Here is an 18,341-nt window from a genome sequence, read left to right as displayed (position 1 = left end):
TTGAAGAGGCGCAATTCAAAGAATGGGGAATAGTCAGAAACTAAAAACCGGTGACCGTTTACGAATCATCAGAGAGCTAATTGGCTTAACGCAGAGGGAGTTTGCAGAGTTCTTAGGCGTTGACATCTCCAAGCTAAAGAACATCGAATACAAACGGAACCGTGTTACCGAAGAGATTTATGAGCAAATAGGCGAAAACTTCCCAGAGTTATTGAAGTGGTTTGTTTATGAGGGGCCTGTTGACCTCCCAGAACTGCGCAAAAGCGACAGTAAGTATTGCAAGTTCATTGCAGCTCGGTTTGACGCTGGACTAGTGCCCGAAGAGTATTTTTCCGAGGACTTGATAAGGGATGGCGATTTCAAAGCTCAGGACCGGTGATCGATTGCGAGCGATCAGGGAGCTAACAGGGTTAAGCCAGAGAGAGTTTGCAGATCTGCTAGGTATAGATCTGGTGCCAATGAAAAATGCGGAGTACAAGAAAAACCGAGTTACAGAAGAGTGCTATGAGGCAATGGGAAGAAACTTCCCTGAGTTGCTTCATTGGTTTGTGTATCAGGCCCTATAAATCTTCAAGAACTACGCAGTAGCCAAAATAAATTGTGCAAATTTGTCGCGGCTCGCATTGACGCGGGTTTGGTTCCAGAGGGATATTTTTCTGAGGATTCGTTGAGGGATGGCGATACAGAAAAAGGCTAATGGCCGATGGCAAGCGGATTGCCAGCCTGAAGGGCGCGGTGGCAAGAGAGTACAGCGAACCTTCAACACCAAAGGGGAAGCCCAAAGATGGCTTACTGCGCAAAAAGCCGCAGCAGATCGCGGCGAGTGGTCACCGCCAAAGAAAGACAATCGTACCATTTCACAGTTGATTCACGAATGGTATGAACTGCATGGCCACACGCTTAAAGACCACACCGGGCGTCTCAATTATCTGGAAAATACAGCAAGGTGGCTGGGTGATCCCAAAGCCATCAATTTCACTGCTGAAGACTGGATCTTGTACCGCAAGCGGCGGCTAGAATCTCCCAACGAGCAAGGGAGACAACCATGTGCCAGAACCATTAACCATGAGCACACCTATCTGAATGCTGTATTCCCTACATTTTATTAGCTGGATTCTAGGTTACCCAATTCTTGGATTCAGTATAGCTCTAGCATATTTGGGGAATGGAAATCAGTTTGGCCTGTGGTTAGCACTACAAATTGGCCTAACTTCACCAGCCATTTTTAAAGGTCTTGCAACTGGTGGAGCTAACATCTTGGCAAAAGAAGGTATGTCCGTGACACAAGAACAATGAAAATCTAAACAATCAAATATGATTCTTCTACCCTAACAATCCAAAAGGAACCTGGTAATGAATGAAGAGAACACTCAAGAAACTGAAGATCGTTGTTGTGGGCTAGTAATGCCAATTTCAGCAATTGATGGATGTAATGAACAGCATTGGTTAGAAGTTAAACAAATATTGACAGCATCCGTAGAGGGGGCAGGATTTAAAGCAAATCTAGTTAGTTACGCAGACGATGTTGGCATAATTCAAAAGCGAATCATTCAAAACCTATACAACAACCCTATTGTGGTATGCGATGTAAGCGGAAAAAATCCTAATGTAATGTTTGAGCTAGGTATGCGTCTAGCTTTTGACAAGCCAACAATTATTATCAAAGACGACAAAACTTCATACTCTTTTGATACATCCCAAATTGAGCACCTTGATTACCCTCGAGACCTTCGCTTTTCGAAAATTGTAGAATTTAAAGAAGCACTAAGGGAAAAAATACTAGCAACTGTACAGAAATCACAAGAAGATGAAAACTACACAACCTTCTTAAAACACTTTGGTACATTCACAGTAGCCAAGCTTGATACAAAAGAAGTCTCTAAAGAAGATTATATCATTGCGGAGATGAAAGAGCTCAAGATGGCTTTTCAGGGGCTGACAAAATCGAACAGCGCCAGGGCTAATTTACTAGAAAGTATATATATAAGTGATGAGCCGACAGAATTTAGAATGAATATGGATAACCAAGGAGTAATTTATGATAAGCGGAAAGGAAGCATACCAATCATTACAGAAAATATTATCCGCAGACATCCTCGTAGACCACGTCAAAAAATTACCGAGAGTGAAGAGTGAATCCCCAATTATATTAGATGCTTACTTTGATCTATAGGCTACTAACATAGTACCTTGCACCATGTAAATACTGAGAATACGCTTACCCAGTCTGGAGTAGAGCCTAGTAATGATTGCAAAGTGCTGGATGTATACAGGCTTGACTAGCTGTTCACCCTTGAGCTATTCCGAGGTGGCAGTCAGGCCAGTTTTCCGCCCAAGTGATTTGGCTAATGACGACGAAATTTTACTGTCGCGTTGGCTTCCCGCTGAACCCCGTAGGCATAGGAAATGCTTGTAACATGTCCCACAGTAAACATTTAAAACGGGGAAGGTCCTACTCTCTGGATACATCGCTAAGCCGTGGAAAGCGGTTTATAGTTACATGCAAGCAATGCATGACCACCGGGTTCAAGCCAACCATCCTTGATCCAGGGTTTTCAAAAGAGACGGAGCAATTGAAGCAAAGCAAAAGTGACTTTTGCCAACTGTTATTAGTCCGTATCAATATTGGCATGGTTATTAACTCGGCTTTCTTGGAAGTACAGGATGACGATTAGAAAGCTCGCCAGTGGACGTTGGCAAGTAGATATCCAACCTCAGGGGCGAGGCGGGCGCCGTGTCCGCAAATCTTTTGATACCAAAGCTGAAGGCATCCGCTGGGAGCGCGCGCAGCTCGCCGCCGCAGATAAAGGGGAATGGGTTCCACCGCAAAGGGATAAACGGCGTCTACAGGATCTGATAGCAGAGTGGTACAAGCTGCACGGGCATACCTTAAAAAGAGGTGAACAACGGCGCGATTACCTTCTGTCTCTCTGCGAACTAATGGGTAACCCTCTAGCTAACCAGGTTACCGCCGGATTTTACGCTGAGTTTCGCCAGCAGCGCCTTCAGGGCGACCTGAAAACCAATAAGCGACACCGGGGGCCGATCTCTGCCAATACTTGCAACCACGATCTAGCCTATCTACGTGCAGTATTCAATGAGTTAATCCGCTTGGGAAAATGGCAAGGGGATAATCCTCTTTCTGGTGTAAGGCGGCTTAAATACGATGACCATGAACTTAGCTTCCTCGACAGGACACAAATAGAACAACTATTAACTGCCTTGAAGGAAAGTGGCTCAAAGCATGCATATTTGGTGGCCAAAATATGTTTGGCTACTGGTGCCCGCTGGAGCGAGGCACAAAGCTTGCGTGGCGAACAAATCCGTAATAGCCGTATTACCTTCTCTGGCACCAAAAGCGGCAAAGTTCGATCAATCCCAATCGGTGAGGCATTAGAACAAGAAATATTCATGGAAAGGCCGCGTACCGGCCCCCTCTTCCAATACTGCTATAAGGCATTTACCCGCGTATTAGACAAATGCAATATAGAGCTGCCCAAGGGGCAAGCTAGTCATGTTCTACGCCACACCTTTGCCAGTCACTTCGTTATGCGTGGCGGAAACCTGCTCACACTAAAAGAAATACTGGGGCATGCTGATATAAAAATGACAATGCGTTATGCCCATCTGTCCCCTGAACATCTTGAAGACGCTATCGCCAAGAACCCCCTTGCAGAGCTCGCGTAGTGTCAACCAAGTGTCAACGCAAGCGGGTAACAAAGGCCAATTCAGGATAAGAAAGTCTAGGTTTCATGCGGGTTTGGGGCATGTTGGAGATTAAAGGGTAGGCAAAAAATAGGCCTGTTAATCATTGGGTCGCTGGTTCGAGCCCAGCAGGCGGAGCCAAACAAAAGCCTTGTAAATCATTGGGTTACAGGGCGCCGCGAAGCGGCACAAAGAGGGCGACATCAAGCATTTTGGTGTCGCCCTCTTTCGTTAAGGCGCCGACCAAACATCACTCCTCGCGCAATCGAGGACGCTATGCGAAAAACTCTTTCATTTGCCCTTGCTAACCGAAGTGTCCGCGAGCACAACTGTGCTTTGAGTCATTCAGCTATAGCCTCAGGCGACCTGCCCCCTTCACATAGCGAATTTCAAACGCTCCATGACCCTCCCTAACACCTCACTTGGGTCAGGGTTAACCGATGAAGTGCTTCTTCACCCCTCTTCAAAACATTTCAATGTGTGAAATTTCTAATAGCCCTAGAGCCCGCACCAGCGAACAGCCCGGCCACATTCTCAATTGCATCAACCCAAAGAACGCCAAAAATCAGCAGGCGTGGGAAGGAGTGACCGGTGTCCCTTTTGTTGCACAATTAATAATCAGGGGCAATCAGAGGGAGTTGGTTATGCATATTTTTAAGGGGTTTTAAAAGGCTGGGGCTTGTTTGGTAGCTTTAACTATCTGCCGGGACGCAATGAATAAAAATGAAATCTACTCAACGAGAAGCGCCAAATACCCATAGACGTAAAAGGCAACATATCGTTTTTCAAACTTTATTCCTAGCTATTTAGCGCTTTCATCTCATGGCTAATTGTCAGTTCCTCCGCAAAGCTAAAGCCTCCAATTGGTCATAAACCTATAGATATAACGTTAACTTTTTAAGCATCTGAATAGCACTGTTGATTTCTGCGGTATAGGTCAATCCAGCGAATTCTGGCAGCTGAATACCGAAAGTATTAGCGTATAAAAATTTGTTGTACTCCATAAGGAGCTGGCATAGCCATTACGCGGGTGTCTCAGAGTGCATCACTAAAGTAAAGGAGCTACTGATGAAGACATTAACCCCCATCGCCGCAGCCATATTATTGGCAATCAGCGTAAATACGAGCGCGAATAATAATACCGCGCTATTGATTCAGGTTGGAAACGGTAATATGGCCAATGTGGATCAAACAGACCCAACCATTCACAATAATTTAATTGTACAGACCCAAATTGGAGATTTTAATGACTCAGAAGCATCTCAAACTACAGGCACCAATAGTAGTGTGATAACACAATTACAAACTGGTGAATCAAATGTCGCAGAATCCACTCAAGAGTTTAGCACCTCATTTAGTAGTAGTTTGATCAATCAATTAGGCGCTGAGAATACGGGCCGCACATTCCAAATTGAGACCACTGCAAGCAGTGCTTTGCTCTATCAAGTAGACTCTTTAAATACAGGTATCATTTCCCAAATTGGCGGCATAGAAAGCAGTACTTTGGTCAATCAAATAGGATCTCTGAACGGAGGCTTCGTTAACCAAGTTGATGCTACAGCAACTAGTGCCTTGACCAATCAGATAGGATCTTTGAATACAGGCATAGTTATCCAAACTGATACCAAAGCAACTAGTGCCTTGATCAATCAAGTAGGATTTATGAATGATGCAACTATTAGCCAAGCTGTTACCACAGCAACTAGTGCCTTGACCAATCAAATAGGCTCTATGAATACAGGCGCAGTTATCCAAACTGACACCACAGCAACTAGTGCCTTGATCAATCAAGTAGGATCTATGAATGATGCAACTATTAGCCAAACGGGCGCTGCTCTTAGCCTTGCTGCGACCACCCAGGTAGGCAGTAATAATATGCATAACACGATCCAAACCGGTACTGGCCAGATCGCTATAGCCGTACAGATAGGTAGCGGTAATATGGGCATGATTACCCAGTAGTCGTTGCCACTCACGCAACCAACCCAACAAGACTCGTTTTTAGCGCATCCGCACAACCTTTGTGAGCGCTGATCGCCGCCTCTTGTGCTGGCTTCTGTTCATTACCGAGGGGGTGTGAGTCGCGAGGGGGCGGCCAGCGCTGAGCGCGCGAATTAACCCTCTAGCACTTTCAGCACCTACAAAGCCGACGCTGTACAAGCTTTTCTCGTAGCCCATAAAAACTTTGTAGCCTTTAACGCCTTTTTTACCCTTGCGGCCTTTGCCTTTCCGTTTCTTAAACCCGATCCAGAAATCGGACTCTTACCTAAGTATCGATAAGTCTATAAATTTGTAACGGATGCTGGGCCGCCGCTGCAAATCTGCTCAACTGCTTATTCACTGGTTTATTTTATACGGACTAATAAAGATGTAGTGGTGCAAGGGCCGTCAGGAGAACAAGAACATACTAAAAAGGGGGAAGGAAAGAATACTCTAAACACGGGACCGTATGAGGCATGGATGCCAATTTCGAGCTTACTGGGATGTATTCACAGCGAGTCCCAAGCGCAGGGTATTCTTTCCTACCGCCCCAGTAATATATACAGCATACAACCATAATGTTTCATAATGTTTCGTCCCCGAAAGTATTCTCACGCTAACTGCAAAAAAAGCAGCATATATAGACGAATCCCGTCTACATAGCACGGTTCAGGCTCGAATTTAGGGCTATCGAACTGACATGCACCACGACTCACCTATTGTGACCTTCGACTTCTCTCAATCGAATGCGAAATCGAGACCAGCCGCGATCTTGCAAAATTACCAAGGTTATTTGCAAGCCGATACTTACACAGGTTACGACCATTTGTTCGAGCCTGGTGGCGGTGAAACGAATTAAGGCATTGTATTGTCTGGAGCGCCAATGGAAGTCCATAACAGAAAAGGAGTGGCAAGTATCGCGACAGGTGCATAGTCAGCCTAGGCTCGAAAGCTTCAAGCACTGGTTTTTACAGCCAACCAATACCATACTGCCATACTGCCATAATCGGCGCTTGAAAAAGCCATAAAATATACTTTTAGAAATTGGCACACGCTGTTTCAGTAGAGTACAACCGACCATATGAACATCGACAACAACCTGGCTGAACAATCCATGTGTCCCATCGTACTAGACCACAACAAACTGAGCACATCTAAATTTGAAGTCTTATCCCCCTGCACCACTAAAAATCTTGAGCAGTTTAATTTGGGTTGGAGCACCTATTGTAACCTAACGAGTAAGTGCTTTAACAATTTTATTTTTACTGAAGGACAGCTCTACAAATTACTTTTTTGGTATTCGTTAGCATCGACTCCCGGGAACTTTAGGATGGTAGAACTGAAGGAAATATAATTTTTAGAGGCACTCAAAAATGAAAGTCAGAATTAATCTGTACACATTGCTTGCTGCCTTCATGCTTTATCTAGCCATCTCGGCCTGCTCTAAGAGAGTTGCTAGCCTAATAGAAAGAACCGAGAGCCTCCCCTTCAATGAAGTAGTAACCACAGAGGAAATAGAAGATTTAAGGTTCATGAAATACAGATATTGCTTAGTGAAGAAAGAGAATTGCATTAGCTACTATTATGGCTTACCGTTAATTGATAACAACCTGCAGTACTCTGTTAATTTTGAAGAGAATGGTAGAGAGCATATTGTCAGCCTTGATTTAAGCAAGAATTCTTTAGGAAAAAAATACTCTGGCACAGTGATTTTATTACATGGATTTCGTCATTCCAAAGAATTCATGCTGTATGCTTCATTTTATTTCCGCTTTCTTGGGTTTCAGGTTATTGTGCCAGACCTCCTCGGTCATGGTGATTCGGAAGGCAGACTAAAATATGGGGTAGATGATAGTGAATTCATCAATGACCTTATTGACAATCTAATTAAAGAAGGGACTATCAAAGAGAGAAACCTTTATATTGTAGGGTATTCCATGGGAGCCTTAACGGCTGCACATGTTTCCGCTTCGAGAGCAGATGTTAGTGGAATTGTTTTGCTGGCGCCCATACTTTCATTTGATCAAGCTATTTATAATTATGCAATGGTTTCCCACCCCATACTTAGCAGACTTATTCCAGGTAAAGATATTCGCAAGGGCGCGAAGTTAGCTCTAAAAAAATCCAACATCGATCCGAATGATACACGCATACTACCCCTCATAAAATCCTCAAAGATTCCAGTACTTCTAATATCCTCAGATTCGGATACCATTTCCCCCTATAGTAATTACAAGGATTTAAAACAAAAAAATATCAAAGTCATAGAGCTTGAAAAAAGGGATCATCTTAGCATGGTTGCAATAGGAGAGGTCGAGCATGAAGCAATTATCAGATGGCTCAACATGAATATAAAATAAATCACATAGAGCTATGATCGCCCAATGGACAATAGAACACCTACGAATCATGCAAATCAACTGGATTAGACCACTACACCCAGACAATGTGGCATTGGCAATGCCACAAGACTTGCGTTATTTTCTCGAAACGGCTCATGTTATTTCCTTTTATAGGAAATTGTACGGTAGTTAGCAGCAACGTACAGGCACCCTTATAGTCAGTTCATCACTGGGTCGCTGGTTTGAGCCCAGCAGGCGGAACCAAACAAAATACAGGGCGCCGCGAAGCAGCACAAAGAGGGCAGCATCAAGCATTTTTGTGTCGCCCTCTTTCGTTGAGGCGCCGGATAGGCATCACTCCTCGCGCTATCGAGGACGCTGCACCAAAAACCCTTTCAATTACTCTTGCTAGCCGGAGTTTCCACGAACACAACCGTGCTTCAACTCATAAGCTATGGCCGTAGGCGGCCTAATCCCTTCACATAGCGAATTTCAAATGCTCCATGATCCTCCCTAACCCCTCACTTGGATCAGGGTTAACCGATGAAATGCATCTTCACTCCACTTCAAAGCTTTTCAATTTATGAAATCTCTAATAGCCATAGAGTCGGCATCAACTCATGGCAAGACGCTCTTCTCAACTTCACCACGCCAAAGAATGCCAAAAATCGCAGGCCTGGGGAGGAGCGACGGCACCCATTTTATTGCACAATTAACAACCAATAAAAATAGAGGGCGCTGGTTGCGCCAATTTTTAAGGGGTTTTAGAAGGTGCGTGTTTGACAGCTTTATCTCGCCGCCAGGACGCAACAAAGAAAAATAAAATCCACCAAGCGGGAAGCGCTAAATACCCTTCGACGTAAAAAGCAACTAATACTGTATTTCAAACTTTATTCTAGCAATTTAGCCCTTTCATCTCATGGCTATTTGTCTGTTTCTCAATAAGGCTTAAGCCTTCACTTGGTAATAAAGATATTGATATAACGTTACCTAATTACGTATCCAGATAGCTCTGTTGATTTTTGCAATATAAATCGATCCAGCAAATTTTGGGAAGCTGTATATCAAAAATTTTTAGATATAAGAGTTTTTGTACCTCATATGGAGTTGGCGCAGCCATTACGCAGGTGTCTCAGAGTGCATCACTATAATGTAAAGGAGCTACTTATGAAGACATTAACCCCCATAGCCGCAGCCATGTTATTGGCATTGAGTGTAAATACGAGTGCAAATAATAATACCGCAATATCATTTCAGATTGGAAATGGCCATATTGCCATTGCTGATCAAACAGACACAACTATTCAAAACAATTTAGTTCTCCAGGCTCAAATTGGAAATGTTAATGAATCAAATGCATCACAAACTACCGGTACCAATAATAGTGTGACAATACAGTCGCAAATTGGTGAATCAAATGGCGTAGAATCCTACCAAACAGGTAATACCTCTTTTAGTAGCAGTTTGACCAATCAAATTGGCTCTTCGAACTCAGCCAAAGTTACCCAGGAAACGGCAATTGCAAGTAGTATTTTGATCAATCAAATAGGTTCTATGAATACAGGCACCGTTACCCAACTAGATACAACAGCAAGTAGCGCTTTTCTCTATCAAGTAGACTCTTTGAATATAGGCACCATTATCCAATCTGGCGCCCATGATAGTAGTGTTTTGGTCAATCAAATAGGAGGCCCAATGAATGTGAGCTTCATTATCCAAGGTGCGGCCACAAAAAGTAGCACTTTGGTTAATCAAATAGGCTCTCTTAATATGGGCAACGTTATCCAAACTGGAGCCACAGCAAATAGTGTTTTGCTCAATCAAATTGGCTCTGAGAACAAGGGCAGTGTTAGTCAATTTGGGAGCACAGCAAGTAGTGCTTTGCTCAATCAAACAGGCTCCATGAATCAGAACAGCACCGTACAAACTTCAACCACAACAAGCATGGCTTCGAGCGATCAAATAGGCTCTATTAACGTAGCTCTAGTTACCCAAACTGTAGGCTCAGGAAATAGTACTTTGCTCAATCAGGTGGGCTCTCAAAATGTGACCACCGTTGTCCAAATTGCAGCCACAGCAAATAGTGCCTTGATCAATCAAGTTGGATCTATGAATGATACAGATATTACCCAATTGGAATCTGTACTTAGCCTTGCTGCAATCACCCAGGTAGGCAGTAACAACATGCATCAAACAATCCAAACCGGTACTACTGGTCAAGCCGCTATAGTCGTACAGATTGGTAACGGCAATGTGGGCACGACTACCCAGTAACCATTGACTCTTCCGCCACTAATCTGGCAAGACTTGCTTCCAGCACATCAGCGTTACTTTTGGGAGCGCTGATCGTCGCCTCTTGCATCGGCTTTTGTCCATTATCAGAGTTGGAGTGCCTCGCGAGGGGAGCGGCCGGCGTAGAAACTACACCAATAAAACCTTCCATCACATTCAAATCCGGCGCTGTACAGGTACATCGACTCATTGAGAAGCGCCAAATATCCATCGACATAAAAATCAACAAATAAGTTTTTTCAAACTTTTTTCCTAGAAAATTAGTCCTTTTATCTCATGGCTATTTATGAGTTTCTCCATAAAGCTTATGCCTCCAAATGACCTTAAATGTATAGATATAACTTTAACTAAATAAGTATCCAGACAGCTCTGTAGATTTCTGTGGCATTGACCAACCCAGCAAATTCTGGCAGCTGAATAGCAATAGCTTTTACGCATAAGAATCTGTTGTATCCCCTAAGGATCTGGCGTAGCCATTACGCGGATGACTCAGAGTACATCACTATAAAGTAAAGGAGCTACTGATGAAGGCACTACCTTCCATCACCGCAACCATGCTAATGGCATTGAGTGTCAATACGATCGCAAATAATAATGCCGCGATATCGATTCAGGTTGGAAACGGCAATATGGCCGCCGCTAATCAAACAGACCCAACTATTCACAATAATTTAATAGTACAAACCCAAATAGGAAATTTTAATGACTCAGTAGCATCTCAAACCACAACTACCCATAATAGCGTGACAATACAGTCGCAAATTGGTGATGCAAATATCTCTAAATCTTTACAACTGGAGGGAACTTCACAAAGTAGTATTTTCAGCTATCAAATAGGCTCTTCGAACATTGCCCAATTTACCCAGTATCAGACAATTGCAAGCAGTGCGTTGATCAATCAGACAGGCTCTATGAACACAGGAACCGTTGTCCAAGGTAGTCTTGTCACTACAAGTAGTGCTTTGATCAAACAGACCGGCACTCTGAATGTAGCCCGAATTGAACAAGCTTTTACGAGCACATTAAGTTCTTTAGTCAATCAAACAGGCTCTTTAAACCACGTCGATGTTTATCAAACCGGGGACACAGTAAGCAGTGTTTCAAGTAATCAAATAGGCTCTATGAACCAGGGCGAAATTGCTCTTTTGGATGTAAAGGCGAGTAGTACCTTGCTCAATCAAATAGGCTCTAAGAATATGGCCTTCGTTAGCAAAGGTTATGTAACCACAGCTAACTCGTTGGTCAGTCAAGCAGGCTCTTTAAACTGGGCCAATGTTTACCAATGGGCTGTCTCAGAAAATAATGCTTTGATCAATCAGGCAGGCTCTGAAAATCGGGGCGACACTAGACAACTCTTTACCACAACCAGTAGCGCCTTGGTCAATCAAGTAGGTTCTATGAATGAGGCAAAAATTGCCCAAACGAACGCTACTCTTAGCCTTGCTTCGACCACCCAGCTAGGCAGTAACAATATGCATGGCACGACCCAAACCGGTACTGGCCAAGTCGCTATAGTCGTACAGGCTGGTAACGGCAATATAGGCACACTTACCCAGTAGCCGTTGATTCTTCCTCAACTAGTCCGACAAGACTCGCTTCCAACGTATTCGCACTGTTTTTGTGGGCATTGATCACTGCCCTTTGCGTCGGCTTACTAAAAAAGAGGGAAGGAAAGAATACACTGTGCTCGGGACTCGCTGTGAATACATCCCTGTAAGCTCGTAATCGGCATCCATACCTCTTACGGTCCCGGGCGCAGTGTATTCTTTCCTTCTGCCCCAGTAGTATGTCCATTACCTGGGTGGGAGTGGGTCGCAAGGGGGCGGTCAGTGCAGAGACTACTCCAATACAATCTTCCATCACAGTTGAACCCACTGCTGTACAGGTAGATCGACTCAGTGAGAAGCGCTAAATATCCATCAACATAAAAAGCAACAAATGGGGTTTTTCAAACTTTTTTCCTAGAAAATTAGCCCTTTCATCTCATGGTTATTTGTCAGTTTATCCGTAAGGCTTAAGCCTCCAAATGATCATAAATGGATAGATATAACTTTAACTAACTAAGTACCCAGATAACCATGCTGATTTCTGCGATATAAACCAACCCAGCAAACTCTGGCAACTAAATACCGAAATCTTTTGCATATAAGAATTTTTTGTACCCCATAAGGATCTGGCTTAGCCGTTACGCCTATGACTCAGAGCGCATCACTATAAAATGAAGGAGCTACTGATGAAGACAATAACCCCCATCGCCGCAGCCATATCAATGGTATTGAGCATAAATGTAAGCGCGAACAATAATACCTCGATAGTATTTCAGTTTGGAAACGACAATATGGCCACTACTGATCAATCAGCCCAAGGCATCCATAATAATTTAATTTTACAAAACCAAATTGGGGATCTTAATGAATCAGATGCCTCTCAAACTACAGGCACCAACAATAGTGTGATAACACAATTGCAAACTGGTCACTCAAATATCGCAGAATCTGATCAAAAGAATACAGTTTCATCTAGTAGTATTTTGATCAACCAAACAGGTACTCTGAATGAGGGCCTCACCATCCAATTTAATACCACTGCGAGCAGCGCCCTGCTCTATCAAGTAGACTCTTTGAATGTGGGCAATATTTTTCAAGCTGATATCACTGCAAGCAGTGTTTTAATCAATCAAATAGGCTCTTCAAACTTTAGCACAATTACCCAAACTGGAGCCACTACAAGCAGTGTTTTGGTCAATCAAATAGGAGGTACTACGAATGTGGGCACCGCTACTCAAACTAGAGCCGCTGACAGTAGTACTTTGCTCATTCAAATAGGCACTATCAATACAAGCGCTTCTTTCCAAAGTAATGTCACAGCAAGCAGTATCATGACCAATCAAACAGGTACTATGAATTCGAGCGCTTCACTCCAAAGTAACGTCACAGCAAGTAGTGCTTTTATCAATCAAATAGGCACTGAAAACATGGTCGTAGCTGCCCAACTTCTAAACACTGCGAGCAGTGCTTTTCTTAATCAAACAGGCTCAGAGAACTCAGCCGTAGTTGACCAAACTGAAACTACAGCTACCAGTGTCTTTGTCAATCAAGTAGGAACTTTAAATAATGCAACTATTACCCAAACGGGAGCTACTCTTGGCCTTGCTTCGACCATCCAGCTAGGCAGTAACAATATGCATGACACGACCCAAACCGGTACTGGTCAAGTCGCTATAGTCGTACAGGCTGGTAGCAGAAATATGGGCACGATTACCCAGTAGCCGCTGACTCTTCCGCAACCAGTTCAGCAAAACTAGGCTCTACCCGTCCGCTTTTTGTGAGCATTGTCTGATTACAAGCCTTTTCAAACTGCTCACATCGTTGTGATTGAGTGTTTGAGTTCACGTGTGAGCTGTTCAACCTGGCACTGTAGCTGTGAAATCGATAACTCCATTGCGTCATTTGAAATTCCAGGAAAGATAAACCTCGATTTCTCATTTCGTTTATAAAGAAGTCATAATCCACCATCTTCCCAGTCAATCAACTTGCGCAGAGCAACCAATGGATCACGTTTATTTACTAAAAAGGCGGAAGGAATGAATATACTTCGCTCGGGACCGTACGTATGAGGCATGGATGCCGATTACGAGCTTGCAGGGGTGTATTCACAGCGCGTCTCGAATGCAGTGTATTCTTTCCTTCTGACCCACTATTAGCTTGCGATGGCGGTCATCAAGACCGAAAAACTCGGCTGCATCTGACAATAACCTTTACTGGTGAGCATTTAGACTATTTTACCGGAAATCAGTGGATTTTTAGAGGTGCCCTTAAGTAAATGATGAGCCGCTATGGGTTCCATAGCCTAAAAACTACTCTAGGTACTGGTATCGCCTTTCGTGATTCATAATCAAAAAATACTACACCTGTTTTTGCACGCGCAATGAGAGCAGGAGTCGTGACAGCTCCATCACTTACCCGAGATACCCGATAATAGATGTTGCAGCTTCTTTCTGAAAGCTCATCTACAGCGAGATCAAAGCGTAATTCATCACCGAAAAAAGCTTCACCTAAATATTGAACTTCCAAATCAGCCAAAATATACCCTTGAGGGCATTCATCCATTTCAGACTTACCGATGTAATCAAAAAATCTCTCACGGATTTCGTGTAGCATCGAGATCAATTTGTCATGCCCAACATGCTTTCGACAGTTAACATCTTGGATTCCTACTACCTGCATATCAGAGTAGTGAATGTTTTCAGGAAAATTAATATTAACTCTAGACATTATTTATTCCTGCATACTACAAATTAAGCATTTACTAAAAAGGGGAAAGGAGAGAATACACTGTGCTCGGGACCGTATGAGGCATGGATGCCGATTACGAGCTTACAAGGATGTATTCACAGTGCGTCTCGAGTGCAGTGTATTCTTTCCTTCTGACCCAGTAGTAACACCAAAATATTTACTATTTACTGAGGACGATTCGGTAATGGGCTTTACCACTTTCCAAGCGTGCGATAGCTTCATTAATCTGATTAAAGCTGAATCGTTCTACCTTAGGCTCTACATCGTGGCGCTGTGCAAATGAGAGCATTTTTCTCAGTGCTTGAGGGCTGCCTACAGGAGAACTGGATACTGATCGCTGGCCGTACATTAAAGAAAACACGTTCAAATCTAATGGCTCTAAGGTCGCACCAACAAAATGTAGTTTGCCTTTAGGTACAAGCGTATTAATGTATTGATTCCAATTCAATTTAACGTTTACCGTAGATAGAATGAGATCAAACTTTCCCCTTAACGCTTTCAACTCATCTTTGTGTTTCGAGTTTACTGTATGGTGTGCACCAAGGTTTATGGCCTCTTCTCGCTTAGTGTCTGAAGACGTAAAGGCCCAAACTTCACAGCCCCATGCTTTTAAGAATTGCAATGCCAGATGCCCCAAACCACCAATGCCAATCACACCTACGGTATCTGTGGGTTTTATATTGAGTTCGAGCAATGGGTTGAACACAGTAACACCCGCACAAAAAAGTGGAGCAACCACGGATTCATCCATTCCATAGGGCAGGAGGATTACACTGCTTTCATCAGCGCGTACTTTGTCAGAGAAACCGCCATGGCGGCCAATGATGGTTCCCTGGGCTGAGCCACATACGTTATGATCACCACCGTTGCATGACGAGCAAGTCATACAATACCCGGAGTGCCAACCTAGTCCAACAGTTTGGCCAACCGCTAATGATTTAACGCCAGCGCCAACTTCAATAATTTTACCTACTACCTCATGTCCGGGAACAAACGGGTACTTAGTTATACCCCACTCGTTATTCAGCATGCTTAGGTCACTGTGACAAATTCCACAGTGCTCTACAGCAATCTCAATCTGATTATCAAGTAAGGGGCCAGGGTCATATTCAAACGGTTTTAATCTACCGCCTGGCTCATGGGCTGCATACGCCTTGATCATATTCCATTACTCCTATCAAATAGACCGTTCTTTAAAAGAAATAAATCGCTGCTACTACAGCGTTGAATACCATCATCAGAAAATCAGTTACAAAAATAAAAAGCATGGTGCCTTTTAATACCTGCCACAGCCCTTTACCTTGACGATTGTGCAAAGCTATCGGTACATTAAACGCAAACTGAGTTCCATGGGCGACGGCGTTAACAAACAATAAAAGACTCCATTGAATATTTTCCGAAAATAGATCTAGGTTGATGAGCAACAAAATATTGAGAAGGGAAAAAGCAAGATTAAACCCACCTAGGAATCGTGCTGATTCGGCCAAAATATCAAAAACAGGGGTATCCCTATCCTCTCTAGCTACGATCAGTTTGGCAAAAATTTTGTTTCGAATTGAAAATACGTTAAAGCCCATGGCAAACCATAGGGCATTTAATACCAATACAACTTCAAGCATGAGCTTTCTCCCTTCTTATTTTAATTTATCTGTAGTCTTACTCAAATTCATTGGTCTCGATTAATTTTTTGAGGTGCTTTGCCTTTAAAGGATGGCCGCCAATAAAATAATTACCTTCAGGGGTTTCGTTTAGAGTTACCCATACATTGGGTTTGATCCTGCTGCCTAGTGTTGCAGTTACGGCATCGGTTAATGCTTTGCATAAGTCAGATTTTTGATCTTCCGTTAAGGCACCTTCTACAGTGGTATAACTAATAATTGGCATAACGTTCTCCTTTATACCGGCATATCATCCCAAGTTAACAAATGTTAACCTGGGGGTAAAAAAAATGGGTAAGTATCCTGTTCAAGCATTGAACTTAAACCAAAGCAATTGTGGCTAACGAGGAGTCTCACTAAGTAACAACACCATTTAAAATACGGTCTATGGTCCTCCAATAAAGTTTTCTAATTTCTTTATCTGTTCTCGGTAACAGGCCAGACGTATACAGGGCAAAGAACCCAGTATAAGACGCTAGAAGTAAAACGGAAATTTCGCTGGCATTATCTTTTTTCAAGTAACCCTCATCCATACACTCGTTAATTCTGGCCGTGTAAAAGTCAAAAGATATTTTTGAGTCTATCCGCAAATCATCAAAGTTAACCAATTCATCTTTGGTTTCAGACTTAACAAAGATCAACTCGAAATATTTGGGCTGCTCCAGAATAAAATTTAGCGCATATTCCATGGTTTTTTTGAAGCGCATTTCTGCCGTGGATTCTGCCAGTGCGGGGGTCAAATACTGGGTATATGTCCGAAACCCTTTCTTCACCAGCTTATGGAACAACTCTTCTTTATTGTTGAAATGCCGATATATAGCCGTGGCGCTGATACCAGCCTTGTCGGCAATCTTGCGCATAGACAGGCCCTTATACCCATCTGAAAGGTACTGGTCCCTTGCACAAGCTAGGATTATGTCTTTAGTACTGCTCATGTTAACCGATGTTAACCTCGACTGGGATCAAAAGTCAAATTAACCAATAGGTTGAACTTTGATGCATATTACCACTGGGTCAGAAGGAAAGAATACACTGCGCTCGGGACCGTATGAGGCATGGATGCCGGTTACGAGCATACAGGGATGTATTCACAGCGCGTCCCGAGTGCAGTGTATTCTTTCCTTCTCCCTTTTTAGTATCTATGGATAGATCAGGCTTAATAGGTGTGGGTAAATAGCCTTTTATAAACGGGCTGACGCGCTCATCAGTCATTACCTGATGACTTACTACAACCGGGAGCGTCCCCACCAACACAATGACGGAGTACCACCCGCAAAAGCAGAAGAAAAACTTAACTTACTGTCCGGAAATAGTTGACCACTACAATTTTAACTGAAGAAGTCCAGAGCAAGAATAAGCCACGCTGTGGCCAAATCTTGCTTCCAATCAGCGGCCAACTTATGGGTGCAGAAACAATTACAAATAGGAACAGGCAGAACCAAACCAAAAAAGGTATAGCTCCCTATGCGGTTTTTACTTATAAATACTGAGCAATTAAGGATCTTTTAACTCCTTCGAACAACCCAGTTAAATTGCTGAAAACCCTCAGGCTTTGAATCCGAAGGAATCAATTCAATTGCAATATGGAAATCCGACTAGAGGCCGCCACCTTATCTATGGCATTGTTTTGACGGGGCTAAATGCTCCTGGCGATACATTAACCCCGCTCAAAATTGCAGTCGGCAGTCTATTGCCGACAGCGATTTACAATAGGCGCTAAAGTCGAATCTTTTCCCGATTCTTCTCGAGTGTTGCCGCACCAATGCCTTTAACATTCAGTAACTGATCCACAGATGTAAAGGGGCCATGCTTTTCCCGATACTCAATAATCAGCTGCGCCCGAGCCTTACCGACTCCATCCAGCTTTTCGGCTAACTCCAAGGCTGAAGCACTGTTTACATTAACTTCAGATACAAGCTGCTCCACCGAATTAAGCTCGCCATCATCAGCATAAATTGCCGGTGAGATGCAGCTAGAAAACAATGCGATCAATAGCGTAGAAAGTAATATGCGTGTATTTTTCATGGTTAACTCCCAGTGAAATTGTTCTTGTTTCACATTGGGACTGC

Annotated in this window: 17 protein-coding genes; 10 read left to right on the top strand and 7 right to left on the bottom strand. The window is 43.3% G+C overall.

Features of this window, described 5'->3' with window-relative positions; genetic code table 11:
- Nucleotides 1–22: 22 nt before the first annotated feature.
- From ACCI49_RS07780 to ACCI49_RS07745, 8 genes are all read left to right on the top strand, one after another.
- Nucleotides 23–379: a helix-turn-helix domain-containing protein gene (locus ACCI49_RS07780; RefSeq protein ID WP_371838394.1), complete on the top strand. Its 357-nt coding sequence runs from the start codon at nt 23–25 to the stop codon at nt 377–379.
- Nucleotides 380–674: 295 nt separating this feature from the next.
- Nucleotides 675–1,109, top strand: a complete 435-nt coding sequence (locus tag ACCI49_RS07775; RefSeq protein WP_371838393.1) for a phage integrase — start codon at nt 675–677, stop codon at nt 1,107–1,109.
- Nucleotides 1,110–1,353: 244 nt separating this feature from the next.
- Nucleotides 1,354–2,136, top strand: coding sequence for a hypothetical protein (locus ACCI49_RS07770; RefSeq protein ID WP_371838392.1), 783 nt, complete (start codon nt 1,354–1,356; stop codon nt 2,134–2,136).
- A gap of 528 nt (nt 2,137–2,664) precedes the next feature.
- Complete coding sequence (locus ACCI49_RS07765) at nt 2,665–3,687, top strand: phage integrase (protein ID WP_371838391.1); 1,023 nt, start codon at nt 2,665–2,667, stop codon at nt 3,685–3,687.
- A gap of 1,086 nt (nt 3,688–4,773) precedes the next feature.
- The gene (locus tag ACCI49_RS07760) at nt 4,774–5,667 is read left to right on the top strand and encodes a hypothetical protein (protein WP_371838390.1); all 894 of its coding nucleotides are present in this window, start codon (nt 4,774–4,776) and stop codon (nt 5,665–5,667) included.
- Nucleotides 5,668–6,385: 718 nt separating this feature from the next.
- Complete coding sequence (locus tag ACCI49_RS07755; protein ID WP_371838389.1) at nt 6,386–6,544, top strand: IS66 family transposase; 159 nt, start codon at nt 6,386–6,388, stop codon at nt 6,542–6,544.
- A 514-nt stretch (nt 6,545–7,058) separates the two neighbouring features.
- Nucleotides 7,059–8,045, top strand: a complete 987-nt coding sequence (locus tag ACCI49_RS07750) for an alpha/beta hydrolase (protein WP_371838388.1) — start codon at nt 7,059–7,061, stop codon at nt 8,043–8,045.
- Between the two features lie 1,179 nt (nt 8,046–9,224).
- The gene (locus ACCI49_RS07745) at nt 9,225–10,301 is read left to right on the top strand and encodes a hypothetical protein (protein ID WP_371838387.1); all 1,077 of its coding nucleotides are present in this window, start codon (nt 9,225–9,227) and stop codon (nt 10,299–10,301) included.
- Here ACCI49_RS07745 and ACCI49_RS07740 read toward each other — a convergent pair.
- Nucleotides 10,291–10,536, bottom strand: a complete 246-nt coding sequence (locus ACCI49_RS07740) for a hypothetical protein (protein WP_371838386.1) — start codon at nt 10,534–10,536, stop codon at nt 10,291–10,293. The two genes, ACCI49_RS07745 and ACCI49_RS07740, sit on opposite strands and share 11 nt — an antisense overlap.
- 412 nt (nt 10,537–10,948) lie before the next feature.
- Here ACCI49_RS07740 and ACCI49_RS07735 point away from each other — a divergent pair, with 412 nt between their 5' ends.
- Nucleotides 10,949–11,878 (top strand): hypothetical protein, encoded by a 930-nt coding sequence (locus ACCI49_RS07735; protein WP_371838385.1) that lies wholly within the window; start codon nt 10,949–10,951, stop codon nt 11,876–11,878.
- Between the two features lie 674 nt (nt 11,879–12,552).
- Nucleotides 12,553–13,587, top strand: a complete 1,035-nt coding sequence (locus tag ACCI49_RS07730) for a hypothetical protein (protein WP_371838384.1) — start codon at nt 12,553–12,555, stop codon at nt 13,585–13,587.
- 565 nt (nt 13,588–14,152) lie between these two features.
- On the opposite strand, the gene ACCI49_RS07725 is transcribed toward ACCI49_RS07730, so the two are convergent.
- From ACCI49_RS07725 to ACCI49_RS07700, 6 genes are all read right to left on the bottom strand, one after another.
- Entirely contained in the window at nt 14,153–14,593 is a 441-nt protein-coding gene (locus ACCI49_RS07725; protein ID WP_371838383.1) for an acyl-CoA thioesterase, read from the bottom strand.
- 181 nt (nt 14,594–14,774) lie between these two features.
- Nucleotides 14,775–15,776, bottom strand: coding sequence for an NADPH-dependent aldehyde reductase Ahr (ahr, locus tag ACCI49_RS07720; RefSeq protein WP_371838382.1), 1,002 nt, complete (start codon nt 15,774–15,776; stop codon nt 14,775–14,777).
- Nucleotides 15,777–15,807: 31 nt separating this feature from the next.
- Nucleotides 15,808–16,233 (bottom strand): hypothetical protein, encoded by a 426-nt coding sequence (locus ACCI49_RS07715; protein ID WP_371838381.1) that lies wholly within the window; start codon nt 16,231–16,233, stop codon nt 15,808–15,810.
- 37 nt (nt 16,234–16,270) lie between these two features.
- On the bottom strand, nt 16,271–16,498 hold the full coding sequence (locus ACCI49_RS07710; RefSeq protein WP_371838380.1) for a tautomerase family protein: 228 nt from the start codon (nt 16,496–16,498) through the stop codon (nt 16,271–16,273).
- A gap of 130 nt (nt 16,499–16,628) precedes the next feature.
- Nucleotides 16,629–17,207: a TetR/AcrR family transcriptional regulator gene (locus ACCI49_RS07705; protein WP_371838379.1), complete on the bottom strand. Its 579-nt coding sequence runs from the start codon at nt 17,205–17,207 to the stop codon at nt 16,629–16,631.
- Nucleotides 17,208–17,988: 781 nt separating this feature from the next.
- Complete coding sequence (locus tag ACCI49_RS07700) at nt 17,989–18,297, bottom strand: ComEA family DNA-binding protein (protein ID WP_371838378.1); 309 nt, start codon at nt 18,295–18,297, stop codon at nt 17,989–17,991.
- Nucleotides 18,298–18,341: the final 44 nt, after the last annotated feature.

Source organism: Microbulbifer epialgicus, from assembly GCF_041447265.1.
GTDB classification, from domain to species: Bacteria; Pseudomonadota; Gammaproteobacteria; order Pseudomonadales; family Cellvibrionaceae; genus Microbulbifer; species Microbulbifer epialgicus.
This window is presented reverse-complemented; position numbering and strand designations above follow the sequence as displayed.